The 25,350-nt window shown below is 60.5% G+C and carries 22 protein-coding genes and 1 pseudogene; 15 read left to right on the forward strand and 8 right to left on the reverse strand.

Annotated features, from left to right (window positions below; genetic code table 11):
* Positions 1-2 precede the first annotated feature (2 nt).
* The 5 genes from glcE (at position 3) to ACXADQ_RS07665 (ending at position 5,308) form a co-directional block, all read left to right on the forward strand.
* Positions 3-1,139, forward strand: coding sequence for a glycolate oxidase subunit GlcE (gene glcE / locus ACXADQ_RS07645; RefSeq protein WP_475326048.1), 1,137 nt, complete (start codon positions 3-5; stop codon positions 1,137-1,139).
* Positions 1,139-2,461 (forward strand): glycolate oxidase subunit GlcF, encoded by a 1,323-nt coding sequence (gene glcF, locus ACXADQ_RS07650; RefSeq protein WP_475318101.1) that lies wholly within the window; start codon positions 1,139-1,141, stop codon positions 2,459-2,461. The genes glcE and glcF overlap by 1 nt, the downstream gene beginning before the upstream one ends.
* A 66-nt stretch (positions 2,462-2,527) precedes the next feature.
* Positions 2,528-3,358, forward strand: a complete 831-nt coding sequence (locus tag ACXADQ_RS07655; RefSeq protein WP_475318103.1) for a trypsin-like serine peptidase — start codon at positions 2,528-2,530, stop codon at positions 3,356-3,358.
* 130 nt (positions 3,359-3,488) lie between these two features.
* Positions 3,489-3,956 (forward strand): Hsp20 family protein, encoded by a 468-nt coding sequence (locus ACXADQ_RS07660; RefSeq protein ID WP_475318107.1) that lies wholly within the window; start codon positions 3,489-3,491, stop codon positions 3,954-3,956.
* Between the two features lie 140 nt (positions 3,957-4,096).
* Complete coding sequence (locus tag ACXADQ_RS07665) at positions 4,097-5,308, forward strand: aminotransferase-like domain-containing protein (RefSeq protein WP_475318109.1); 1,212 nt, start codon at positions 4,097-4,099, stop codon at positions 5,306-5,308.
* A 53-nt stretch (positions 5,309-5,361) separates the two neighbouring features.
* Here the strand turns inward: ACXADQ_RS07665 and ACXADQ_RS07670 are convergent, their stop codons facing one another.
* Positions 5,362-7,542: an esterase-like activity of phytase family protein gene (locus tag ACXADQ_RS07670; RefSeq protein WP_475318112.1), complete on the reverse strand. Its 2,181-nt coding sequence runs from the start codon at positions 7,540-7,542 to the stop codon at positions 5,362-5,364.
* Positions 7,543-7,697: 155 nt separating this feature from the next.
* On the opposite strand from ACXADQ_RS07670, the gene ACXADQ_RS07675 reads away from it, so the two are divergent.
* Positions 7,698-8,105, forward strand: a complete 408-nt coding sequence (locus tag ACXADQ_RS07675) for a globin domain-containing protein (protein ID WP_475318114.1) — start codon at positions 7,698-7,700, stop codon at positions 8,103-8,105.
* Between the two features lie 9 nt (positions 8,106-8,114).
* Here the strand turns inward: ACXADQ_RS07675 and ACXADQ_RS07680 are convergent, their stop codons facing one another.
* A complete protein-coding gene (locus ACXADQ_RS07680) occupies positions 8,115-9,596 on the reverse strand; it encodes an NAD-dependent succinate-semialdehyde dehydrogenase (protein ID WP_475318119.1) in 1,482 nt (493 codons plus the stop codon).
* 206 nt (positions 9,597-9,802) lie between these two features.
* Here ACXADQ_RS07680 and ACXADQ_RS07685 point away from each other — a divergent pair, with 206 nt between their 5' ends.
* The gene (locus ACXADQ_RS07685) at positions 9,803-10,501 is read left to right on the forward strand and encodes an alpha/beta hydrolase (RefSeq protein ID WP_475318123.1); all 699 of its coding nucleotides are present in this window, start codon (positions 9,803-9,805) and stop codon (positions 10,499-10,501) included.
* Positions 10,502-10,665: 164 nt separating this feature from the next.
* Here the strand turns inward: ACXADQ_RS07685 and ACXADQ_RS07690 are convergent, their stop codons facing one another.
* Genes ACXADQ_RS07690 through ACXADQ_RS07700 form a run of 3 tightly spaced genes read right to left on the reverse strand, consistent with a single transcriptional unit; the run spans position 10,666 to position 12,716 of the window.
* Positions 10,666-11,202, reverse strand: coding sequence for a DUF4166 domain-containing protein (locus ACXADQ_RS07690; protein ID WP_475318128.1), 537 nt, complete (start codon positions 11,200-11,202; stop codon positions 10,666-10,668).
* Positions 11,199-11,663: a thiol-disulfide oxidoreductase DCC family protein gene (locus ACXADQ_RS07695; RefSeq protein ID WP_475318131.1), complete on the reverse strand. Its 465-nt coding sequence runs from the start codon at positions 11,661-11,663 to the stop codon at positions 11,199-11,201. The genes ACXADQ_RS07690 and ACXADQ_RS07695 overlap by 4 nt, the downstream gene beginning before the upstream one ends.
* Before the next feature lie 51 nt (positions 11,664-11,714).
* The gene (locus tag ACXADQ_RS07700) at positions 11,715-12,716 is read right to left on the reverse strand and encodes a P1 family peptidase (RefSeq protein WP_475318137.1); all 1,002 of its coding nucleotides are present in this window, start codon (positions 12,714-12,716) and stop codon (positions 11,715-11,717) included.
* Positions 12,717-12,888: 172 nt separating this feature from the next.
* Between ACXADQ_RS07700 and ACXADQ_RS07705 the strand changes: the two genes are divergently transcribed.
* The 8 genes from ACXADQ_RS07705 (at position 12,889) to ACXADQ_RS07740 (ending at position 21,671) form a co-directional block, all read left to right on the forward strand.
* Positions 12,889-14,097: an aminopeptidase P family protein gene (locus tag ACXADQ_RS07705; RefSeq protein WP_475318142.1), complete on the forward strand. Its 1,209-nt coding sequence runs from the start codon at positions 12,889-12,891 to the stop codon at positions 14,095-14,097.
* Between the two features lie 240 nt (positions 14,098-14,337).
* The gene (locus tag ACXADQ_RS07710; protein WP_475318147.1) at positions 14,338-15,414 is read left to right on the forward strand and encodes a hypothetical protein; all 1,077 of its coding nucleotides are present in this window, start codon (positions 14,338-14,340) and stop codon (positions 15,412-15,414) included.
* Positions 15,414-16,541, forward strand: a complete 1,128-nt coding sequence (locus ACXADQ_RS07715) for a hypothetical protein (protein ID WP_475318154.1) — start codon at positions 15,414-15,416, stop codon at positions 16,539-16,541. The genes ACXADQ_RS07710 and ACXADQ_RS07715 overlap by 1 nt, the downstream gene beginning before the upstream one ends.
* An 88-nt stretch (positions 16,542-16,629) precedes the next feature.
* Positions 16,630-18,567: an AAA family ATPase gene (locus tag ACXADQ_RS07720; protein WP_475318159.1), complete on the forward strand. Its 1,938-nt coding sequence runs from the start codon at positions 16,630-16,632 to the stop codon at positions 18,565-18,567.
* Positions 18,568-18,674: 107 nt separating this feature from the next.
* Positions 18,675-19,301 carry a hypothetical protein gene (locus ACXADQ_RS07725; RefSeq protein ID WP_475318165.1) on the forward strand — a complete coding sequence of 209 codons (627 nt, stop codon included), beginning with the start codon at positions 18,675-18,677 and terminating at the stop codon, positions 19,299-19,301.
* Entirely contained in the window at positions 19,298-20,725 is a 1,428-nt protein-coding gene (locus tag ACXADQ_RS07730) for a DUF6638 family protein (protein ID WP_475318170.1), read from the forward strand. The genes ACXADQ_RS07725 and ACXADQ_RS07730 overlap by 4 nt, the downstream gene beginning before the upstream one ends.
* 18 nt (positions 20,726-20,743) lie before the next feature.
* On the forward strand, positions 20,744-21,010 hold the full coding sequence (locus ACXADQ_RS07735) for a hypothetical protein (protein WP_475318176.1): 267 nt from the start codon (positions 20,744-20,746) through the stop codon (positions 21,008-21,010).
* Positions 21,011-21,023: 13 nt separating this feature from the next.
* Entirely contained in the window at positions 21,024-21,671 is a 648-nt protein-coding gene (locus ACXADQ_RS07740; RefSeq protein ID WP_475318179.1) for a DUF1523 family protein, read from the forward strand.
* A 27-nt stretch (positions 21,672-21,698) separates the two neighbouring features.
* On the opposite strand, the gene ACXADQ_RS07745 is transcribed toward ACXADQ_RS07740, so the two are convergent.
* The 3 genes and pseudogenes from ACXADQ_RS07745 to pdxR form a co-directional block, all read right to left on the reverse strand.
* The gene (locus ACXADQ_RS07745) at positions 21,699-22,763 is read right to left on the reverse strand and encodes an acetate/propionate family kinase (RefSeq protein WP_475318180.1); all 1,065 of its coding nucleotides are present in this window, start codon (positions 22,761-22,763) and stop codon (positions 21,699-21,701) included.
* A complete protein-coding gene (locus ACXADQ_RS07750; RefSeq protein ID WP_475318183.1) occupies positions 22,760-23,659 on the reverse strand; it encodes a phosphate acyltransferase in 900 nt (299 codons plus the stop codon). The genes ACXADQ_RS07745 and ACXADQ_RS07750 overlap by 4 nt, the downstream gene beginning before the upstream one ends.
* Before the next feature lie 150 nt (positions 23,660-23,809).
* Positions 23,810-25,269, reverse strand: a pseudogene (pdxR, locus tag ACXADQ_RS07755) (MocR-like pyridoxine biosynthesis transcription factor PdxR).
* Positions 25,270-25,350 lie beyond the last annotated feature (81 nt).

A 25,350-nucleotide genomic window follows, 5' to 3' on the forward strand; every position in this document is an offset into this window, starting at 1 on the left:
TGATGAAACCTGAGACAGAGGCCGAACTGGCCGAGATGGTGGCCGGGGCGGCGGGTCCGTTGCGGGTGCAAGGTGGTGGGACTCGGGATTTGGGAAAGCCGGTCGTTGGCGAGGTATTACAGCTGTCTGGTTTGCGCGGGATCGTTGAGTATGAACCCGGTGCGATGACCTTGGTGGTGAAGGCGGGCACGCCTGTGGCTGAGGTTACTGAGGTGCTGGCTGCTGAGGGGCAGCGGTTGGTGTTTGAGCCAATGGACCACCGGGGGCTGTTGGGCACTGAGGGTGTGCCGACCATGGGGGGAATGGTGGCGGCAAATGCCAGCGGGCCGCGTCGCATTCAGGTGGGGGCTTGTCGCGATTTCCTGTTGGGGGTCCGGTTTGTGGATGGTTCGGGCCAGGTGTTGAAGAATGGTGGGCGGGTGATGAAGAATGTCACTGGCTATGATCTGGTCAAGCTGATGGCGGGCAGTTGGGGCACGCTGGGCGTAATGAGCGAACTGAGCCTGAAGGTGATGCCCAAAAGCGCTGTGACTGGTGTTTTGCTGTGTGAGGGGCTGGGTGACGCCGAGGCTGTTGAAGCGCTGAGTATGGCGCTGGGCTCGCCCTTTGAGGTCACGGGGGCGGCGCATTTGCAAAAAGGCCTGGATGGGGTGCCTGTCACGATGATCCGGCTGGAGGGGTTGGAAAACTCGGTGGCGTACCGGTTGAACGCGCTGCAAGAGCGATTGGCTGGATTTGGCGTGTTCACGACAGAGACCGATCCGGCGCGAACGTCTGCGGGGTGGCGCTATGTTCGCGATGTGGAGCCCTTTCACGATCGCGAGGGGGAGGTCTGGCGCATTTCGGTGAAACCCTCGGATGCGCCTGGCATTGTGGCGCAGATTGACGGTGGTGAGGCCGTGTATGACTGGGGAGGCGGGCTGATTTGGGTGCGCGTTCCCGAAGGGGCCCCGGCCGAGAAGATCCGACACGTGGTTGCCACTGTGGGCGGTCACGCGACCTTGTACCGGGCCTCGGAACAGGTGCGAAACGCGGTTCCGGTTTTCCATCCTCAGCCCGCAGCCTTGGCGGCAATCGAGGTTGGACTGCGTGCGAAATTTGATCCCAAGGGGATCCTGAACCCGGGGTTGATGGGCTGATGCAGACACATTTCACCGAACAGCAGCTTTTGGATCCGGGGATCAAGCGGGCCAACGAGATTTTGCGATCCTGTGTGCATTGCGGATTTTGCACGGCGACCTGTCCAACTTATCAGGTGTTGGGGGACGAGTTGGACAGCCCTCGGGGGCGCATTTATCTGATCAAGGATATGTTGGAAAATGAACGGGTTCTGGATGCCAAAACAGTACAGCATATCGATCGCTGCCTGTCCTGTCTGGCGTGTATGACGACCTGCCCCTCGGGGGTGCATTACATGCATCTGGTCGATCACGCGCGGGCCTATATTGAGCAGACCTATAAGCGTCCGTTCAGTGATCGGGCGTTGCGGTGGATCCTGTCGCGTATTCTGCCGTATCCGGGGCGGTTCCGCTTGGCGTTGCTGGGGGCCAAGATCGGTCGGCCGTTTGCGTTCTTGATGCCGGATGCGCGGCTGAAAGCGATGTTGCAGATGGCTCCGACGAGCATCCCGCCGGTCAGTCGCAACGATGATCCGCAGGTGTTTGCGCCTCAGGCCACGCGCAAAAAGCGGGTGGCGCTGATGACGGGATGTGCGCAAAAGGCGCTGAATACGGATATCAACGATGCCACGATCCGTCTGCTGCGCCGGTTGGGGTGCGAGGTGGTGATCGCCGAGGGTGCAGGCTGTTGCGGGGCGTTGACCCACCACATGGGGCGTGAAGAGGAATCCCATGCCACTGCCGCCAAGAATATCCGTGCCTGGGTGGCCGAGATGGACCACAAGGGGCTGGATGCGATCGTGATCAACACCAGTGGCTGTGGGACGACGGTCAAGGATTACGGGCATATGTTCCGCAATCACCCATTGGCCGAGGAAGCCGCGCGTGTCTCAGGCATCGCCATGGATGTCTCGGAATTGCTGATGCAGCTGGATCTGCCCGAGGGGCCGGATCAGAAGCTGACGATCGGTTATCATGCGGCCTGTTCGCTGCAACATGGGCAGAAGGTGAAAACCTTCCCTAAGGACTTGCTGAAACGGGCGGGTTTCAAGGTGGCCGAACCCGCCGACAGCCATCTGTGTTGTGGCAGCGCGGGGACGTATAACCTGATGCAGCCCCAGATCTCGGCGCAGCTGAAAGAGCGCAAGGTTCGCACGCTCGAGGCCATTCAGCCCGATATCATCGCGGCAGGGAATATCGGGTGCATGGTGCAGATCGGATCAGGCACAGACGTGCCGGTCGTGCATACGGTCGAACTGTTGGATTGGGCCACTGGAGGGCCGGTGCCGCCTGCGTTGAACGGTCGGGCCAGCCGGGCGGATGGCGTGCCAATTCTGCGCTAAATCTGCCCAAATTTCGCCAAACCGCCGGGATATCAACAGACCCTGAGTAACGAGCAGAGGTCCGTGATGGGGCGAATGATTCTGGCGATAGTTGCGTTTTGCGCAATGGTGACAACGGCTTGGGCCCAAGATGCGCCCCTGCGCCGGTTGAACACCATGGATGACAACCGCGGCTGGGAGGCCGTCGGGCGGCTGGAGCTGGGTGGCGCGGGATTTTGCACAGGATCGTTGATTGCGCCCAATTTGGTGCTGACGGCAGCGCACTGCCTGTTTGACCCGGCAAGCGGACAGCGGATCGACTTTGGCGAGATCGAGTTCCTGGCGGGTCTGCGCGATGGTCGTGCCGAGGCCTATCGCCGGGTGCGTCGCGTGGTGATCCATCCCTCGTACCGTTTTGATGGCGATGTCACGTCAGACCGCGTGCGCAATGATCTGGCCTTGCTGGAACTGCTGCGGCCCGTTCAGACGACCTCGGTGATCCCTTTTGAAACGGGCGGGGCCCTGCGGCGCGGTGATGCGGTGGGCGTGGTCAGTTATGCCCAGGAACGGGCCGAAGCACCCTCGTTCCAAGAGGCCTGCGGGGTCATGCATCGCCAGCAAGGGATTGTTGTGCTCAGCTGCGACGTGAATTTCGGGTCGTCGGGGGCGCCCGTGTTCCGAATCCAGAATGGCGTGGCCGAGATCGTTTCGATCATTTCCGCCAAGGCGCAGTTGGACGGCACAAAGGTGGCGCTTGGGGCCCAGTTGGACGGCGCAGTCGAGTTGCTGAAAACCCAGCTGTCCAGCGGTGTGGGGGTGACGCAGGACTTCATGCCGCGCATTCGCGGGGCGACCTCGGTCACCAGCCGAATCCAGACGCAACGCACGATTGGTGGGGCGAAATTCGTCAAACCATAGCGGGGCCTTGAAACCTCTTTTCTGCATCCCCAGATGAAATGCACAGGGGCGCCGAGTGTCGGGCCTCTGAAACCCTGCCTGTCCAGTTTCGGAAGGCGACATTCTGGTATTGCTCAAGAGAGGATCCCCCATGCGTAGCTTTGACCTTGCCCCCCTGCACCGTGCGACCGTTGGCTTTGACCAACTGGCTGATATGATGGACCGCGTGTTCACCAACGATGTGGCGCAACCCAGCTATCCCCCTTACAACATTGAAAAAACGGACGAGAACGCCTATCGCATCTCGATTGCCGTGGCCGGTTTCTCGGCCGATGATCTGTCGGTCGAAGTTAAGGAAAACGCGTTGATCGTGTCGGCCCGCAAAGCGGATGAGCCCGAGGCCCGCACCTATCTGCATCGCGGTATCGCGACCCGTGCCTTTGAACGCCGCTTTACCCTGGCGGATCATGTGAAAGTCACCGGCGCCGCCCATACCGACGGTATGCTGCATATCGACCTGGTGCGCGAAATGCCCGAGGCGCTGAAACCCCGCCAGATCGAGATTGCCACCGGCAGCTCGGCCCCAAAAGACGTGGTGGATGCCAAAGCGGTGAACTAACCCCCGCGATATTCTGATCATGCGGCCCGTCTTGCCCTGTGCAAGACGGGCTTTTTCGTGCTGTTCACAAATTATGTCAGCTATATTGACTTAGTTTCCCGACTCAGGGATGTTGCGCAACAAAGTTGCAGGAGTCGGTTATGAATTTGCCAGATATTTTCGCCAGTCGTATTCAGGGGATGAAGGCCTCGGAAATCCGCGAGCTGCTGAAGCTGTTGGATCAGCCCGATATCATTTCCTTTGCAGGGGGAATCCCCGATCCGGCCTTGTTCCCGGTCGAGGCGTTTCAGACTGCCATGACCAAGGCGCTGGCTGATGGAAACCACGCGGCCAGCCTGCAATATTCCACCTCCGAGGGGCATCCGCCGCTGCGCGAATGGATTGCCGGGGAAATGGCGCGGTTGGGCGTGCCCTGCGGCCCCGAGAATATCCTGATCACCAGCGGATCGCAGCAGGCGCTGGACTATCTGGGCAAGTTGTTCCTGTCGCCCGGGGATACGGCGCTGGTCGGCTGGCCCACCTATCTGGGCGCGCTTGGGGCGTTTAATGCCTACGAGCCCCGGTTTGACAGGTTGCAGCCCGGAGGGAACCGCTCGGCCCAGGACTACGCCGAGGCCGCAGCGCCGGGGCGCGTAAAATTCGCCTATCTGTCCGTCGATTTCGCCAATCCCACCGGGGTGACGCTGACGCAGGCACAGCGCGAAAACGTGTTGGATATGGCCACTGAATTGGATTGCGCGGTGATCGAGGACGCGGCCTATCAATCGCTGCGCTATGACGGGGCCGCGATCCCGCCGATCCTGGCGCTGGAATACGCGCGGACGGGGGATATCAACGCCTGTCGGACGATCTATTGCGGGTCGTTTTCTAAAACCCTGTCGCCGGGGCTGCGCATCGGGTGGGTCTGTGCAGCCAAGCCGGTGATTGATCAGATGGTCTTGTTGAAACAGGCCGGAGATTTGCATACGCCGACCCTGAACCAGATCGCCATCGCCGAGGTCGCCATGGGTGATTTCGAGGGGCACTTGACGCAGATCCGTGCCTCGTACCGGGCCCGTCGGGATCGGATGCTGGCGGCCCTGGATCGGCACATGCCGGACGGCGTCGACTGGACCCGGCCCGAGGGTGGCATGTTCGTTTGGCTGACCTTGCCCAAGGGAATGGATGGCGCGCGCCTGTTGGCCGATGCGCTGAAATCCGAGAAAGTGGCCTTTGTCCCTGGTGGCGCGTTTTTCGCGGATGGATCGGGGCAAAATTCGCTGCGGCTGAACTTCTCCAGCCCCTCGCAGCAGCAGATCGACGAAGGCATCGCGCGGTTGGGGCGGGTGCTGGCGGGCGCGCTGGTCGCATAAAAAAACCGCGCGGCCCGGTGGGGTCGCGCGGCTTGCGTTTTCTGAGGGGGCGCTTAGAACGCTGCGTCGACCTTGCCGATCGAGAAGAACATGGTCTCGCCCGAGTGGTCATCCACACCGTCATTGTCGGTGGACACATAGGCGGTGCCGTCTTCCAGGATCGCCAGGCCTTCGACCTTGTCCAGCACGTAGCCGCCGGTCGATTTCAGATCGGGCAGCAGGTCGCGGACCAGCTCTTTGGACACAACCGGCAGCTCACCACCCAGCGGGGCGGGGATCATTTCGGCGGCGGGAATGCGGTAAACCTTCTTGGTCACGGCGCGGTGGTCATGCTGGTTGTCCCGCTCGATGACATAGACATGATCGCCATGCGCGGTGATTTCCGACAGGCCAACCCAACCGGTTTCAGGCTGCGCTTTCTCATACAGAACGGCGCCCCATTCCTTGGTTTCCAGGTTGTAAGCCACCAGCTTCACGTGGTTTTTCGGATCGTCCTTCCATTCGCGCTGAACGGCCATCCACAGGGTGTCGCCCACCTTGGTGATGCCTTCGAAGCCAAAGCGTTTTTCGACGGCCATCAGTTCTGCCGGCAGGCCGATCTCGCCCTTTTTGGCTTTGATCGAACCGTCGGCTTTCACGTGATAGATGGCGTGGGGAACAACGCGGTCGGTGCGTCCTTCCGAGGCGACGTAGAAGCCGCCCTTACCGTCCAGGGTGATGCCTTCCATGTCCAGTTTCTGGGCCGGGCGGCCTTCGCGGTGGACGCGGATGACGTCCACGATGGTGGCGGGCTGGGTCTTGGTGTCGATCTTGAAGATCGAGGGCTGGAAGCTGTAGAAGCTGTCGTTCACGGCCCAGACGATCCCGTCTTTGTCCGCGACCATACCCGAGATCGCACCCCAACCGATCAGTTCATCCGCACCGGCAGAGGTCAGATGCGGATAGGCGGCGGGCGCGTCCTGCATTTCAAACAGCATGACGTGGGCGCGGGCACCTTTGTCTTCGATCAGGTCTTTTTCGTTGGCCGAGACCAGCAGGTTACGGCTGGGGATCACCGCATAGCCTTCGGGACCAACGCCCGAGGGCAGCAGCTGTTTCAGTACCGGCGCGGCAGGGTTGGTGACGTCATAGACACCCACGACCGAGGCGCGCTCGGCACCTACAAAAACATAGGGTGTGTCGTTGAAAACACCGAAGGTCACGCTCTCGGGTTCTACACCTTTGCTGTCCGAGCGCTTGTCCGGGTAGTGGCCGATCTGAATGATCGCCTTTTCAAAATCGGTGCCGTTTTCATACACAACGGTGCCGTCTTTGTTGAAGATGGTCCAGCCGCGCGAGCCGCCGTTGTAATCGCCTTCGTTCGCGGTGGCGAACATGTCATCGCTGATCCAGGTCACCGCGTCGGGTTCGCGCAGACGGCCCTTTTGCGATTCCGTAAAGATCAGAGCGCCACGTTCGTCGGTGGCGTCGATGCCTTCCAGATCAACCGAACCGGCCGAGAAGTGGTTCAGCACCTTGCCGTCCTTGGACACGATGGCCAGGTGGTTGTTTTCCTGCATGGTCACCACGATCTCGCCCAAGCCGTTGATCGAGACATACTCGGGCTCGGGGTCGGACCCGGCAACATCGGCCAGACCGGTCAGATCGGCGAAACGCAGCGTGTCACAGGCCAGCGCGCCGTCCTTCAGGTCGACCAGGGCCAGGGTGCCGGCGGGCATCTGCGGGATGATGCCGTCGTTCAGGTCTTCGTCACGCTCGTTTTCGATGGCAACGGCGATGAACGAACCATCGGGGGCCTTGGCGACGCTGTCAGGCTGACCGCCCAGATCACAGGCGCCGGTTTCGGTCTGGCTGGCCACATCGACCGAGATCAGCTTGCCCGAGGGGGCCACATAGCTTTCCGAGGTGTTCACGCCCACAAAGGCGGTGCTGCCCACGATCGCAACCGAGGTCGGCTCGCCGCCCACATCCATGTTGCCCAGCGGCTTGGGAGCGCGCGCATCGGTGACGTCGACAAAGCCGATGACTTCCAGCGGGCTGTCCGTGTACACCAGCGTCAGGCCGTCGGCGGTGACGTCGATGATCTCGGGGCTGGTTTCGCGTTTGGTGTCCTCGCCTTTCGCCATGTTCGACACGACCGGGAAAGAAGCGATGCGGTTAAAGTTCATGTCGGCGTGAGCCAGGCCAGCGCTAAGCGCAAGGGCCGACGACACACCCAGAAAACGAGTGATCATGATGAGGTCCTTTGGTGACATCAGTGTCCAAAGTGCCAATGACCAAAATCGTTAACGCTTATGTGACGTTTGTGCTGCAGTTTTGTAACCCCAAGAGATTTGTCGGTATTTGATGTTTCTTTGGATGTTTGGTGCTGAAAATACAGGAGCAATACGTGGATCTGCAGAACCTAGAGCATATGCGCCAGAGCTTTCCTGTGATGTTTCAGCACAAGGCCGAGATTTCGCAGAAGTTCTACCAAGACCTGTTTCGTGATGCGCCCGAGACGCGCGAGATGTTTGGGGACAGCATGGGCGCACAGCGCGAGATGCTGGCGACCGTTCTGACGACACTTGCCAAGGCAAGCTTCAAGCCGGAAACCGTGCAGCAGATCCTATTTCGATTGGCCCGCAGTCACGCTGGGCTGGGACTGACGGAAAGGCAGTTCCAAGTCGGAGAGGCCGCGCTGCACAACGCCATCACCTCGACTATGGCTGACAAAGTGGACGATGATGTTCTTAAGGCGTGGCAAACAGCCGTCCGGCGCGTGATCGAAGCGATGCAGAACCCGCCGGACGACTGAGCAGGCGGTTTACACCGACATGCAGATGTATTTCATCTCCAGATAGTCGTCGATCCCGTGGTGGCTGCCTTCGCGGCCCAGGCCGGACTGTTTGACGCCGCCAAACGGCGCAACTTCGGTCGAGATGATGCCGGTGTTGACCCCCACAATGCCATATTCCAGCGCCTCGGCCACCTTGTAGACGCGGCTTAGATCGTTGGCATAGAAATACGAGGCCAGCCCGAAAATCGTGTCATTGGCCATCTGGATCACGTCGTCTTCGTCCTTGAACTTGAACAGCGGAGCCAGCGGGCCGAAGGTTTCCTCGGTCGCGACGGCCATGTCCTGGGTGGCGCCGGTGACGATGGTCGGCGGCAGGAAATACCCGGCGCCCTGAATGGGATCGCCCCCGCCCAGGATCACCTCGGCGCCTTTCGAGGTCGCGTCGGCCACGTGTTCCTGGACCTTGGCGATGGCGTCGGGTGTGATCAACGGGCCCAGATCGGTGCCCTCTTCCAGGCCGTCGCCAACCTTCATCTTGGCCACCGCGTCCTTCAGCTTGGCGGCAAAGGCATCATACACGCCTTCCTGCACATAGATCCGGTTGGCGCAAACGCAGGTCTGGCCATTGTTGCGGAATTTGCACAGGATCGCGCCCTCGACAGCGGCGTCCAGATCGGCGTCGTCAAACACGATGAAGGGTGCGTTGCCACCCAGTTCCATCGAGCATTTCATCACCTGATCGGCGGCTTGGCGCAGCAGGATGCGACCGACCTCGGTCGAACCGGTGAAGGTGATTTTGCGCACGATCGGGTTTTCGCAGAACTCTTTGCCAATCTCGGACGAGCGCGACGAGGTCACCACCGAAAACACACCTTTAGGAATACCGGCGCGTTCGGCCAGAACGGCCAGAACGATGGCGGACAGGGGCGTTTCCGCGGCCGGGCGCGCAACGAAGGCGCAGCCAGCGGCCAGGGCCGGGCCCGCCTTGCGGGTGATCATCGCGTTGGGGAAGTTCCACGGTGTGATCGAGGCGGCAACTCCGATGGGCTGCTTGATCACGGTGATGCGTTTGTCGCGCTGATGGCCGGGGATGGTTTCGCCATAGATGCGCTTGGCCTCTTCCCCGAAAAACTCAATAAAGCTGGCCCCATAGGCGATTTCACCTTTGGCCTCGGCCAGGGGTTTGCCCTGTTCAGCGGTCAGGATGGTGCCCAGATCGTCCTGGTTTTCCATCATCAGATCGAACCAGCGGCGCATCACGGTGGCGCGCTCTTTCCCGGTCCAGCTGGCCCATTCCTTTTGGGCTTTTTCGGCCTGGGCAATGGCGTCAGCGACCTGCGCGCGGGACAGGTCCGCGACATTGGCGATCACGTCGCCGCGGGCCGGGTTGGTGACGGCAAAGGTTGCGCCGTCTTCGCCGTCGACCCAGGCCCCGCCAGTATAGGCCTGCTCGGACAGCAGACTGGGGTCGTTGAGCAGCGCGCGCAAATCGGTTTTGGTGTCCAGCATTGGGGTCCCCCTCCTTTTCCTCTGGCACAGGCAAATCACTTGCCGCTAAGCTTGTCCAGAGGATCATTGAACAGAAACAACTTAACAAGTTAAGCAAAATAAGTCAAGAGAACCTGGACGACGCCTATGCCAATGCCGCGCATATTCCCGATGCAGATAGTTTCGGGCCGAAATGGGTGGCGCAAGCGGCGGGGTTTCGTGAAGGCATGACCGAGCGGGGCCTTGCCCAGCTGGATCTGCCCTATGGTGATACTGCGCGCCAGCGGTTCGACCTGTATCAGCCCGAAAACAAGGCCAACGGGCTGTTGGTCTTTGTGCACGGGGGATACTGGCTGCGCACGGATAAATCCGTTTGGTCCGGCTTTGCAGCGGGGGCGGTCAGCGCGGGCTGGGCGGTTGTCATGCCCTCGTATGATTTGTGCCCGGATGTCGAGATCGCCGATATCACCCGGCAGATCGCGCATATGATTCCGATTGCTGCTGACATGGTGGCGGGGCCGATCATTCTGGCGGGGCATTCAGCAGGAGGGCATCTGGTCGCCCGAATGTGCGTGCCCGGAGTCTTGCCTGAATCGGTCGCGCAGCGGATCACGCGCGTCATGCCGATCTCTCCGGTTGCGGATTTGCGGCCGCTTTTACAGACCTCGATGAATCAGGACTTCAAGCTGGATCTGGCCGCCGCCGAGGCCGAGAGCCCGGTGTTGATGCAACCTTGGCCGCATATTGACGTGACCGTTTGGGTCGGGGCCGAGGAACGTCCGGTGTTTCTGGAACAGGCGACGGCCCTGGCCGAGGCCTGGGACTGTCCTTGTGTCATTGATCCGGGCAAGCATCATTTCGATGTGATTGACGGCCTGCGGCAGGCAGACAGCCGAATGACGCAGCAGTTGCTATCCATTTCGTGAAAAGACCGCCGACAGCCCAATTGTCCCCAAGGCTGTCGGCGGTTTCAGACACAGCGTCCGTGAGTACGGTGGCCTGTCCTGTGTTTTTCATATTGTCTCATGCTGATCGCAGGCCGGTAAACCAACCCTGTCCGAAAGAACAGGGTGTCGTCGCGGCAGGCGGTTCATTGTCCGGGCGACCGTGGCGGCGCCAGTGATCCGTAATAGGAAAACAGCACGAGCTTGATCCACGGGAGTAAGACCTGAATATCGAAGCAATAGACCCCGTCAGACATGAAATCCCGCGCTCTGATCACAGGCATGAACGCGCGTGGCATTGGTATCCCCAGAAAACGCCAGCTTGTTGCCACCTGCTGTATTCCGTCTGAGCCCGCTTCGATCCGAGACAGCACCGTCGCGGGCCCCATGGTCTCGGCCAAGAGGTTGTTCTTGGTGATCCAGCGCTTGGACACCAATGTCTGTTGTCCAATTTGACGGTGCCACATTTCGATCCCGCCGTTTTGGGAGGTCGTGAGCACAAGTGGAGCGCCCGTCTGCGCAGATGGAATGCCAGCCAGTCGCAGACACGCGCGCAGGATGGGGTTCGTGGTCAGGACAATGTCAATCTGCCCCGCGAACTCGCCATGATCCTGGTGAAAGGCACGGCAGGCACTGGGCAAGCGATCCCAACCAGCACCGGAAAGCTGTCGCACCAAGGTCATCGGGACACAAGACGCCGTTGCAGTTCAGAGTCGGGCAGCGCACACATGTCGCCATGCCCCCAGAGTGCATAGCGGTTGCGGGCAATTCGGGCATAGACCCAATCCTGAAGCGCGACCGGAAGAAGTCGCAGCGCCTTGATCGGTGCATATCGTCGGCTGAGACTCGGAAACAGGCGCGTCATCGCATCCAAAGACCCAAAAGCACGTCCAGCGGACAGCATCAGCCAGGTTTCGGGGTTCGTTGGGGCCAAATCGAAGTGCCGCAGCAACGCTTTGCCCACAGGTGATTGACTGGTCGCGATCCGCACCTGATCCCGCTGATCCAGACTGGCAATCCGTCGCGCCGCAGCCGAGCACAGCGCGCATTCTGCATCCATCACCACCAGGATTCGGGTGTCATCGAACGCGGGAATGGTCGGATCGTCGCGCCAGGAATATAGGGCGCTTTGCTGGGGTCTCATGCCGGAATGAAAGCAAAGCCAGCCGGGTAGGGGAATGTGGCAATTCATCCCTTAGCCGTGTTTATTGCTCCAGCAAGGGACAGTGTCACCGGGGTGAGCGGTGGCGTGGAACACCGCGCGGGCTATGGCGCGGGCCATCACAGTGGCGGCGGCGTGCCCCAGGTACAGCGTGTCCGCCGGTGCAAACCCCAGCGGAACTGCCCCGGTTGCAGCGGCAAAGATCAGGTCTCCGTCCATGGGGGTGTGCGAGGGGAACAGTCCGCGGGCAAATCCGTCATGCGCGGCGGTGGCCATGCGGGTACATTGCGCTTGGGTCAGTTGCGCATCTGTGGCCACGATCCCGATGGTCGTATTCGCATGGGCGGCCAGCTTGGTCGGGGGGATATGCGTCTCTGGATAGGTTTGGGCGACCCCTTTGGCGCCGAACTCGCCGTCAATTTCAAACGGGGCGGCCCAGAATTCCGGCCCCTCTCCGACGGTGGCCGAGCCCAATGCGTTCACCGCGACCAGCGCCCCCACTGTGTGCCCCGACGGCAACACGATCGAGGCCGAGCCCAACCCACCTTTGAAATTCGCGGTGGTTGCGCCTGTGCCCGCGCCCACGCTGCCAAGGCTGAAATCCGTACCGGCATCCGCCAGGGCCTCGGCCCCCAAACGCTTATAGGGATTCTCGGGCCAATTCTTGTCTCCGCCGTTGATCAGGTCGAACAGAATCGCCCCCGGCACGATGGGCACCAGCTGGTCGCCCACGGCAAAACCACGCCCTTGCGCCCGCAAGGCATCCGCCACCCCCGAGGCAGCATCCAGCCCAAAGGCAGACCCACCCGACAGGACCAGCGCGTCCACCTGCTCGACCGTTTTGTCGGGCCCCAGCAGATCGGTTTCGCGCGTGCCGGGCGCGCCGCCCATTACATGCACACCCGCAGTAAAGGGCGCATCGGCAACCAGTACCGTGGCCCCGGTTTTCACGTGGTCATCCTGCGCGTTGCCGACCCGCAGCCCCGCCACATCGGTGATCAGATTGCGGGCGCCGGGCGTCGGGGTGCTGCTCATTGTGTCGAAATTCCTTGGGTTGCGTCGCGAAACATCTTGCCAGATCGCACACGATGGGCAAGGTCAGGGATAAGGCAAGGCGATGGCGTCGCCACATGACTGCGCGTCACCGCACAGCATGGCCCGCGAACCGTCCTGAACGCCGGGACCTTTCTTTCACTAGGAGGGTCGAATGACTTCACGTCCTGAAATGTACCGTTATCACAATGGCGAAAAGGCCAAGCTGCAATTTGCCGACACCGAATATGCTGCGCGCCTGTCGGGCCTGCGCGCCATCATGGCCGAGGCCGGAGTGGAGGCTGTTGTCTTCACCTCGATGCACTCGATCGCCTATTACAGCGGCTTTTTGTATTGCGCGTTCGGGCGGCCCTATGGGTTGGTGGTGACGCAGACCGAAAACGTGACCATCAGTGCGGGCATTGACGCGGGTCAGCCGTGGCGGCGCTGTTATGGCGACAACATCACCTATACCGATTGGCAGCGGGACAATTACTGGCGGGCCGTGCGCTCGGTCAGTGGTGAGGGCGCGGTGATCGGGTACGAGGGCGATCACCTGACTCTGGTTCAGCGCGCCAAGCTGGAGGCGTTTCTTTCCCCGTCCAAGCTGGTGGATATCCACGTGCCGACGATGCAACAGCGCATGCATAAATCTGCGGCCGAGATTGCCCTGATCCGCGAAGGGGCCCGTGTGGCCGATGTGGGCGGCTATGCCATCCGTGACGCTGTGAAAGCCGGGGTGCGCGAGATTGACGTGGTCATGGCGGGCCGGGACGCGATGGAGGCTGAGATCGCCAAGTCCTTCCCTGATGCCGAATATCGCGACACCTGGGTCTGGTTCCAGTCTGGCATCAACACCGATGGCGCGCATAACCCGGTGACGGGCCGCGTGCTGGAGCGCGGAGATATCCTGAGCCTGAACACCTTTCCGATGATTAGCGGCTATTACACTGCGCTGGAACGCACCATGTTCGTGCAAGAGGTCGACCCGGACAGCCTGAAAATCTGGGAGGCCAACGTGGCCGCGCATGAATACGGCATGAGCCTGCTGAAACCTGGTGCCACCTGCGCCGAGGTCACGCACAAGATCAACGACTTCTTTGAGGAGCGCGACCTGCTGCAATACCGCACCTTCGGCTATGGCCACTCGTTTGGGGTGCTGTCGCACTATTATGGGCGCGAGGCCGGGCTGGAGCTGCGCGAAGATATCGACACGGTACTGGAACCGGGCATGGTCATCAGCATGGAGCCGATGCTGACCATCGCCGACGGTCAGCCGGGGGCCGGTGGTTACCGCGAGCATGATATTCTGGTCATCACCGAGGACGGCAACGAGAACATCACCGGCTATCCCTATGGTCCTGAGTTCAACGTGGTGGGCTGACGGGATCGACTCGCCTGTTTAGGCCGAGGGATTTGGGTATTTTTGCCAAGAAAAAGCTGCAAGGGCGCGCGGAATAGCGGGCCCTTGATGTTTTTCGAAAGGGGGGCGGAATGGTTGGGTTTCCCCTTTCCTTTGGCGCGCGGGTTTGCGAAACTTTCGTCGAATTTTCGGAAGCTGGGGGATGTAAATTGCATTCACATTCCCCATATGAGTGCAAAGAACTTTTACAGGGAGAGTGCTATGGCCAATTTCGAGGCGCAGGTATTGGAATCGCAAAAACAGGTGGCCGAGGCGCAGGCGAAAATCGCCGAGCTGACCGGCCGGATCGATACCGCGCGTGAAAAAATCAAGTCGGGCGACGACGCGATGATCGATATCGAGAACGCGACGCTGGATGATGTGCACGCCCATACCGAGGTGATGAACGCCAACATCGCCGAACTGATCATGGGGCTGGATGACGTGACGGCTGCGTTCTCGAAGGATTTTGACGAGATGCGGACCAAAACCGGCTGGGAAAGCTTTGTTGGCATCTTCAGCCGTGGCAAATCTGAATCCCTGCGCCAGGAGCGTCTGCGCACCGCAAATATTGACGACAAGTTGCAGGACTTGATCAGCAAGTCGGACGTGATCACCAACCTGCTGGAGGCGCAGCTGAATACGCTGAATGACCAGAAGAACAAGGTCGAGGTCAACCTGACTGAAACCCTGGACGAGCGTGAATTCACCGTGCAGGACCTGGAGAATGTGCGCGCTGAAATCCTGGCGATGGACCCCAAGATTATCGAGCTGGAAGGCAAGATCGCCGTCACCACGGATGCGGCCGAGCGCACCAAGCTGGAAACCGAACTGGCCGATCTGAACAAGGCCTATAACGCGCTTGTGCAGGACGAGCAGGTCAAGCTGGCCAAGTCTCAGACGCTGGAGCGCTATATCGAGAAGGGCAAAACCTGGGTGGACAGCTTGCAGAACCAGGCGGCCACGCAGATGGTGCTGATCAACAAGTTGCAGACAGACACCAAGCAGCGGGTTGTGCTGTATGATGCGCTGACGAAGTCGTTGAAAACCGCGCAACAGCAGGACGTGGCGCACCGGATCAACGAGATTGGGGTGCAGACGGACAAAGAGGCTCAGGCTGCGATGGCCGCGATCGGCACGGCGACCAACCAGCGCATGGCCGACATGATGGAAAAACACGAGGAACACATGGTCTTCGCCCGCGAGGTGCTGGAGGCCAAGGCCAAGGCTGACGAACGCTTTGCCCGTCGATTCCAGGCGATTGTCGAGAAGCACGATAAGAACCTGTACGGCCAGTAATGTCAGAGAAGGTCGAAATTCAGGCCGATCACGCCGCGCTGATGGAAACGCGGGCCAGTCGTCGGTATTTCGCCAAGTTTAGCGCGATCACTCGGCATGTCAGCGGGGTGATTGGGCAGATGCATGCTCAGGGCAAAATGAGCGCGGACGAGGCGGATATTCTGGCGCGCTATCTTGCCGAGATCGGCTACAGCTTTCGCGCGCTCAGCATGAAATACCTGCTGGTCGGGCGCGATACGGGGCAGTTCTTTGGGTCACTGTCGATCGATACGGTGGACAGCGGTTTCCCGACGTTCAACGAGCTGCTGGTGATGGCCAATGATGCGATGCAGGCGGGGCGGCACCTGGACGGGATGCCCTCGACCGAGGCGCTGAAAAAGCAGATGGTTGAAAAGATCGTGGGCGAGCGCGAGATCCCCACGAAGCTGCAATTTGCGCTGTCTCAGCGTTTGTACTACGAGGAACTGGCCAAGGGCCATCTGTTCTGGGCGCGCAATGATCCGCGGGTGTTGTGGCAGTCGGGCGTGGATGATCGGCGCAGCTACTTGGTGCATTGGGCGGTCTATGACAGCCAGCTTAACCTGCCGGTGATCTATGTGATGGATCTGGAGGACACGGGCCGCGAGGCGCTGCCCAAGGATGAGCGCCGCTGGCCCGAAGTGCAGGCGCATCTGATGGGGCAATCCTTAGGCGGGTTGAAGCTGGTGACCATCGCCAAGGGCTTTGACGAGCAGTTCAACGATCTGCATCCCAAGCGGCTGCGGCGCATTCATCTGGGGCCGATGTATTCGCATACCTACACGCAGCAATCGGGCCCCTTGCGCGAGGTTTTGGCCGAGGCGGGCAGCCCCGAGGGGCAGGATTGGGCGTTGGCCTGGACCATGGAAGAGCTGGAAAGCGAGCGCGTCACCGAAGAGCGCGTGGGCTGGTTTTCGACAGCTGAACGCGAGGTTTTTGCACTGGATCCGTTTGGCGGGCGTGGTGTGGACACGGGGGCCACCCGGACCGAGCGTAGCATCATCATGCCCGAACGCCCCTATCAGGTGTTGGCGGAAAAGAACCCTGCGGGTTTCGCCAGCGTTCGGAAATATGTTGTGAGCAACGCGGGCCGGGTACTGAGTTTTTGAGGGCGCCTTCGGCGAGAGTATTTGAAGAGCAAAGAAGGGGCGGCGCGCAGGTATTGGCCGACCTTGGTGCCGATGAGGAGAGATTGGGATGAGCCTGACAAGTGATTTGATGGAACTGCGCGAAGAGGAAATTCAGGCTCATTACGAGGCCGCGCTGACTCTGTTGGAAGGGTTTGACCACACGCCCCGGATTGGTCAGGCGCGGGCAGTTTCGGCGCAGCCTGAACGCTCGCCCGGGATCGCGCGGACGCGGCGGTTTCGGTCGACCACGCCGGGGATGGTGACACGGTCCACGCAGCGGCCCGAAGGGGTGCGTTTGCTGGAGCGGATCGAGGCGGCGGATGGTGGCGATGCGTTGATCTCGCCCTTGCAGGCGACAGTGATGAACAGTTTGCGCCGTAGTCTGGCGATTGCCCTGGCCATGGGGCAGAGTTTTTCCGAGCGTACAGGTCTGGACGGGCTGAAACGGGCCAATTTGCAGGGGTCGTTGGCGGCCACACAGAAACAGGATTTTGCCGAGCTGTTGGCGGCCGAGGCGCTGGTGGTGATGCATGTGTTTGCGAATGCGACGGCTTATTTACTTGCTCCGCATCAGGGGGAAATCTCGGTCGAGGTCGGCCAGCCGGACGAGGTGTTGACGGATAACGCCCAGCTGGGGCTGCATGGCGTGCTGTGGGAGCTGGATCAGGATATCGCTGCTCATGCCAGTGACGAGCCGCATCTGGTGGCCACGATCGCCGCCTTTGCCGAGCAGTTGATGGAGCGGGTGGCCTTGCGTGCGCAAGAGGCGCCGCGTTTGGACCCGTTCCACAACGCCAGTTGGCGGATTGAGGCGGATGATCTGACGATCCAAGGCTTCAGCCCCGCGCGCAAGGCGGCTGGCACGACCCTGACCATGCAATTCAAGAAGCCGCATCAGGTCGTCGGCAACCATATCGCCAAATATCAGGCGATGCGGCTGGCCAAGATGCTGATGGCCTATGATTTCGATCGCAAGCTGAACCCCTTTGCCGAGCTGGGCGGGTTCATCTTTACCTTCATGGGCGATGGCGCGCCGGGCACCGGGAAAACCACCCTGATCCAGATGATGGCCGGGATGGTGAATGAGTACTGCCAGATCGCGGGCTATCCTTTTCGCTATCAGAACTTTGGCATCGACAATATCGACAGCTATCAGGGTAAATCCGGTCAGAACGCCAAGGCTTTCATCAACAATGTGCTGGACCCCGGCGTGATCGGCTTTGGCACGATTGATGACATCGACCAGATTGCGGGCAAGCGCGGCGACCGACAATCCAGCGCGGGTCAACAAGAGGTGACGGCCGTGTTCATGGAGGCCTTTGCCGGCGCCAACACCGTCGTGCGTGGGAACTGCACCTTTGGGATGTTCAGCAATTATCCAGAGAACGTAGATGACGCCCTGCGTCAGCGGGCCGGGGCGCGGTTTCTGGTGGATGGGCCGCAAACGCAAGAGGATTACATCGACATCCTGGCGCTGTTGATGGGCAAGAAACATGACATCCCGCTGGGGGATCACGACCTATATGCCGCGCAGGAAATCAAACGCGCCGTCGCCCGCAGTTTCGAGGCGCATGAGAAGCCGCAAGAGGCGGGGCTGCTGGAGGTCTATGACCGCGTGCATGGTCAGATTGGCGCGCTGGACACGATCGCCAAGCTGGGCACCTATCTGAAGGCGATCCAGCAGGCCGACCCGCGCTTTACCGGCCGTGCGATCAAGAACATCACCGATGCCGTGAAGGTCCGCGCGATGGATTTCGAATTGCCGGATGAATGGATGGAGCAGCCCGACCTGTTCCTGTTCCAACCCTACGAGCGCAAATCGGCGATGATCGAGGACCTGCGCAAGCCCATCACGGTGGACATGGTGATCCAGGAGATCAACCGCTACGCCGACAGCGAATTCCGCTATGCCGACAAATCCGACGAGGTCGCCATCGACACCATGGTCCGCGACTTCGCCCGCACAGAAGAGGCCAAACGCAGGTATCTGGAGGGGAAGGGGTGATGGACGTGCCGCACCACACAGGGCCGCGCCGGACCGCGGGCGGAAGCAAAGCGCCCGCCCATGGGGGCGGTCGGGCGCTGCCCGGCGATGCCGGGCGGGAGGTTTGAATGTGGGAGGTTTGGGAAGCTCCTGAAGTAGTGACTTCATTTGGCACGTTGTTGGCAGGTGTGGCAGCTTGTGTAGGTGTTTTCATTGCCGGAGTGGGGCTTACGACTTGGAAACGACAAATAAAGTGGCAAGAAGAAAGAACTGTAGCGAAGAGCCTTTTTGTAGCACTTCGAAAAAGGCATGAAGCGATTAAACACATTCGCAACCCTTTTGGTTGGTCAGATGAATATGAGCTGCCTGAGAATTCCGTTCCGGAACATCAAAAAAAATGGAAGGGAACGGAGCTGAAGTATCAAAAACGGTGGGATAAACTTGTTGAAGTTCGACAGGAATTTTATCCACTCGAATTGGAGGGACTTGCGTACTGGGGCGATGTATTTGATGCACATTGCAAATTGTTGAAGCAGAAGGAAACGGATCTTCTGATCGCAATTCAGGAGTACATTGAAAGCCAGGAGCCTGGATTTTCGAGAAGCGAATATTTTGGGTCCCAAGAAGAAGCAAATCAAAACCGCGATGTGGTGCGCGCTGGCGGCAGTAGAGATCAGTTTGGTCCTGAGTACACAAATCTGGTCCAAGATTTGGAAGTTTATTTGCGAGAAAAACTGGAGCAAGACCGAATATGAAACGCCTCATCGAAAAAGGCCTGATGTTTGGCAATCTGATCCATGTGTCCTCGCCCGCTTTGGTCGAGCGGTACAATCGCGCGCTCACTCATCTGAACGGCAAACAGACCAGCCTGAGCGATTTTCATATCGACATCAGCGGCTATTCCCCCGAGGTCGGGGACGAGCTGGGGGATATGCAGTACCTCAATCAGGGCGGCTGTAATCGGCAGTTCATCCTGCTGACGACCGCTCAGAAATCAGCGCCTTTGCTGAATGCGAAGTTCTCGATGTCGCGCAGCATTCTGCGCCAGTTCATCACCGAAAATGAGGCACAGCTGTTCGCCCTGACCACGCAGGACGCGGTGGCGGGCGAGCTGTTGAACTCGGTCTATTCGGTCGCCAATCCTGCGCGTCTGCTGGACATCCGCAAGATCGAGATCGAGGCCGACACGACCTCGGGCACCGTGCGCGACGCGGAAAAGCTGGGCCAGATGGTGGATCGGTTCATGGGCGAAGAGGACGCCTGGTTCGATGACGTGTTGATCGCTGACATGATCGGGCTGGCGCAGAAAACCGGGGATGTGACGCGCAATCCGGTGCGGCTGAAGCAGATGGAATTCCGGCAGGAAAACTTCTGGACCGCGCATTTTGGTGGGGCTTATCTGTTTCGCGATGTCGCGCAGCCGGCCGTGATCGCGCGGGACAAGGCTGCGCTGGACGGGCTGGGGATGCAGAATGTTCTGGGCTTTGAAGACCGCAACCGGATTGCGCAATTCCTGGATCGCAACGGGCTGGTCGAGCCGATCGTCAAAGCGCGCGGCATTGATGCAGGTGCGATCCTGCGGCAGAAGATGGACTTCATCGTTGTCGATGTGGCGCAGGATCGGGGGATTGATCTGACGGGCGCCACGCGGCGCGAAATCCGGGCGCTGGCGCGGGCACATGCTGGAGCCTTGCCGGAGGAATTTCATGGGCTTCAATCGTTGGTCCGCTGGGCCGAGGACGAGGGCCCCTGGCCGCGCATCACCAGCGATCATCCGGCCTATTTCTATACGCTGAGGGCGGCCAATCACCCGGATCGGGACCTGGTGAACATGCTGCTGGCGGAACTGGCCCCCAAAGACGTGCGCCAGCTGTTCATCTGCCATAAAGAGCTGTTCTATGCCCAATATGCGGGCTGGTCCGAGACCAAGAAGTCCTTTGTCGCGGATTTCCTGGAACGGGAATACCAAGCTGATAAAGCTGGGGCGCGCGAGGCCTTGTTTGGCCATGACGCACCACTGACCGAGGAACGCGACGAGGATTTGATCGATCAGGTTGGGCCCTGGGGGGCATTGTGGCACAGCAGGCCAGCGGTGGCGAAACCATCCGCGCCGCCCAAGCCAAAAAAGAATAAATCGAAGAAAAAGAAAACCAAGGTCAAAGGGCCTTGGGGCGGTTAACGGGAAAGGAAAGAGCACATGCTGGCACTCGCACGTCTAATCATTGTGGGCTTTGTGGTCTTGTCGATCCTTTACGTGATCATCTCGGTCTGGTCGCGCCTGACCCGGCGGCGCAAACTGATCCGCGCATGGGAGGCCGAGGGCAAACCCGGTGATCGCGATGAGTATCTGCGCCAAGGGTTGGAGGACTATGACGACTCGTTCCGCCCCAAGCTGATTTTGTTGGTCTATATCGTGCCGGTGGTGGTGATCGCCCTGATCATCTACCTGACGAATTTTCACTAAGGAGGACCGCGTGATGGTCTATGTCAAATGGGCGTTCTGGATCACCTTCTGGGTGATCGTGGCGGCGTTCTTTCACTATACCTTGCCGCAGCACGATATCGTGCGGGTGACGGATACCTATGAAAAGCGGATCGATTTCGGGGAAAACTCGATCTTCTGGGCGGCGCCCGATGTGGGGAACGCGGCGACGACGGCGAACCGGGACGTGTTCTTTATCCAGACCCGGATGGCGAATGATCAGGTCATGGTCTATCGCAACGAGGACACGGGCTGGGGCTGGCCGCCCTATTTCAAATTTGACACTTCGAACCTGCAAGCCGAGGCCGCAGACCTGAAATCGGGTGCCGACGCGCCGCAATGGGTGGCGATCAAGCACTATGGCTGGCGCAACGAATTCCTGTCGATCTTTCCCAACGCTGTCGGGGTGAAGCCTGTGGCCGGTCCGGATGTGACCATCATTCCGTGGCTGAACATCATCATTCTACTGGTTTTCGCAGCCATCTGTTGGGCGATCTGGGTGCGCTGGCGCCGGTTTCGCGCGGCGCGGATTGACCCGGTGATAGAGGATATCGGCGACAGCCTGGATGCGGCTGGTGATAACCTTGCTGAAAAACGGGGCCGGTTCTCGCGGTGGTTGGGAACCTGGAAATCCAAGAAATGAGCGAAGGCCGGGTCGGACCCGGCCTTTTCATTGTCCGGCGTTGATCAGGCTCAGAGCATCGCGCGCGATCTGGCGTTCTTCGTCGGCAGGGATCACATGCACCGGCAGGTCTCCCAAAAAGGACAGATGCGCCAGGATTTTGTCGCGGACAGGAGCAGCGTTTTCCCCGATCCCGCCGGTAAAGGCCACGGCGTCCACACCGCCCATGGCCACGATGGCCGATCCGGCCTGACGCGCGGCCCAATAGCAGTAGTGATCCACGGCAAAGCGGGTCTGGGGCGTGTCCGCAGCCAGCAACGCCGCCATGTCATTGGTGCCGCCCAGGCCCTTCAGCCCGCTTTCCTTGTTCAACAGGCGCGTGGCCTCGTCGAAGCCGCAATCCTCGGCGATGCGCAGCACGGCCATGCTGTCCACCTCGCCGGGGCGCGTGCCCATGACCAGACCGTCCAGCGGCGAATACCCCATCGAGTTTGCCACCGATTTCCCATCCACGATGGCGCACAGGCTGGAACCATTCCCCAGATGCAGCGCCAGCAGGCGGTGGGGCAGCTTGGCGCCCAGATTTTCCACCAGGCTGGCATAGCTTAGCCCATGAAACCCATAGCGCCGGATGCCCTTGGCGCGCTCGGACGCGGGAATGGCATAGGTGGTGGCCAGCGGCCCGTTGCCCGCATGAAAGGCCGTGTCGAAACTGGCATATTGCGGCAGCTTGGGCATCAGTTCGGCCAGCGCGCGGATGGCCGACAGGTTGTGCGGATTATGCAACGGGGCCAGCGTATTGAATTGCTCGATCTGGGTCAGAGTCTGGGCGTTCAAATGCACCGGATCGGTCAGATCGGCCCCGCCATGCACGATACGGTGCGCGGCCGCGGTCAGGCTGTCGATCGGGTGGCCCAAAGCGTCCAAAGTGTCCAAAATAGCGCCGAATCCGGCCTTGTGATCGGGGGCGTCGATCGGCTGGTTGCGCGTGCCCAGCTGAATTCGCGCAGTGCCGCCGATTTCGGTGACTTTCCCCTCAAGGATCGAGCTCAGGTCATGGGCGAACAGCTCGACCTTGATCGAGCTGGACCCAGCATTGACGACAAGGATCATTCCGGTGCCCCCGCGGCGATAACGCCCAGTGCCGCCGAGGCAATCCGTGCCGGGGCCGCCTGTGCGCGCGAGGTCAGCAGGATCGGCACCTTGGCGCCCAGCACCAGCCCAGCCGCGCAGCATCCCATGCCCAGAACCAACAGTTTGAACACGGCATTTGCAGCGGTGATATTGGGGCTGAGGATGATGTCCGCATCGCCCGAAACTTCTGAATTGAACCCTTTGATCCGCGCCGCCTCTTTCGACAGGATCAGGTCCATCGCCATGGGGCCGTCGACCGTGCAATGGGGCAGGGCGGTCTTGGCCCAATCGGCGATCTCGCGCGCCTCCATCGAGTTGGGCAAAGAGGGGATCGGGTCCTCGGTTGCGGACAAAATGCCGGCCTTGGGGTTCGGGATGCCCAGCTGATGCGCCAGCTTCACCGCATGGCGCAGGCATTCCTTGCGGGTCTGCACATCCGGATCCACGTTCAGCGCGCCGTCGGTCATCAGCAGCGGCCTGTCGGACCCCGGTGCCGTGACGTGGAACACATGCCCGCAGCGCGTGCCAGGCGCGCGCAACCCGGCCGAGCTGGGCAGCAATCCTTTCAGAAAGGTCGAGGTGTGGATCTGGCCTTTCATAACCGCCTGAGCATCGCCTGCCCGGGCCAGTTCTGCGGCCATCGGCGCGGCGTCTGAATGCGGAGCATGCATCAAGGGCAGATCCGAGATGTCCCATTCGATCTCATCGGCCACCGCTTTGATCTTGTCCGTGTCCCCGATCAGGATCGGATTGGCCAGCCCGGCCTCGGCCGCCTCGCGGATGCCGCCCAAGGCGTTGACAGATCCTGCATTGACCAGCGCCACATGCGGCGTTGGCAGCCCCTTGGCCTGGGCCAGCAGACGCTCGGGTGCCATGGCGGACACCGGCGAGAGAAATGGAAAAGGATCACGTACAGAAACTTGCATTATGTGTCTTTCGAATGAGCGCGCAGGCCATGGTTATTCGGGGAACGTAACAAACCCGTAGCCCGGGATCAGGCGTATCGTCGCGGCATAGAGATTTTTCTAACGCAATTTGGCGATGGTTTGGGCGATTAACGCAATTCCTTCTGGAATCCGGGCAGACGGAATCGAGGAATAGGCCAGGCGATAGTAATTCTGCGGCGGCTCGGGCCCCGAAAAGAAATGCTGCCCGGCCTCGATCAGGACGCTATGGTCCATCAGAGCAGTGGCCAGCAGCGCGGTGTCGACGCTGTCCGGGGCGCGCAACCAGATGGATGATCCTCCGAACGAGCCACTGCCCGCAATATCCATCCCGAACCTATGTAGCGCCTCCTCGACCACCTGCCGGCGCTGCGCCAGCACCGTGCCCATCTTGCGGATCTGCGCATCGTAATGGCCCAAAGACAGGAAATACGCGGCGGTGCGCTGGATGTGGCCGGGAGGGTGGCGCAACACGCTGGCGCGCAGGGCGCGGGCCTCTTGGATAAAGGCTTCTGACCCAACCAGATAGCCCAACCGCAGCCCGGGAAACAGCGATTTCGAGAAGCTGCCGATGTAGATGACCCGCCCGTCTTCGTCCAAGCTTTTCAGTGCGGGCGAGGGTGCGGACAGAAAGGACATCTCGAATTCATAGTCGTCCTCGACGATCAGAGCGTCCATGTGGCGTGCCCGTCGCAACAGCGCGTGCCGCCGGTCCCGTGGCATGGTCGAGGCCGTTGGGCATTGGTGCGAAGGCGTGGTGAAAATCACGTCGCAATCGGGCACCTTGTCGGGCGGCAATCCCGTCGTATCCACGTCCACTGGAACCAGATGGCAACGCGACTGGTTCAGGATATCGGTCTGCGCCGGGTAGCCGGGATTTTCCACAACGGCCACACGGCGTTGCGTTAGCAGAACCTGGGCAGCTAACCAAAGCGCGTTCTGCGCCCCAAGGGTCAGCAGCACTTCGGACGGGCGGGCAACGATCCCGCGCCGGGGCAGCGAATGGCGCAGGATGTATTCAATCAGCTGGGGGTCGTCCTGATCATAGTAATCCCTTGTCAGCGCTGTGAAATCCTTTTGCCCTAGCGCCCGAATCGCGCAGGCTCGCCAGTTGGCGTGATCAAACAGTGCCGGGTCGGTCTGGCCGTAGATAAAGGGGTATTTGTACCGGGTCCAATCGCGCGGGCGGGTTGGCGTGACGCCCCCTGAAAACCGGCGCCCAATCGCACGGGACCAATCCACGGCCTCGTCCCGGGGGACATCTGGCGGGGCTGTTGGGGGCTCGGGGGCGGTGTCTGACACGTAGTATCCCGACCGCCCGCGTGCGGTCAGATAGTCCGACGCCACAAGCTCGGTAAAGGCCAGCGTCACCGTGATCCGACTGACCCCCAAATGCGCGGCCAGTTTGCGCGATGAGGGCAGCTTGTCCCCCCGCGCGAATCGCCCTGACAAATCCCCTGGGCCACGACCTGCTGGATCTGCGTCTGCAGAGTGCCCTGCGACTGCGCATCCAGAAAAAACATGTCCACCGAGATTGCCATGGCGCATGGTATTCTGGACTCATGTCCTGTGCAATCTGGTCTGACCGTGACACCGCTGGGCAGATGCCCCACAATGACGGC

The sequence above is a fragment of the Thalassovita sp. ABM4_323 genome, assembly GCF_056158665.1.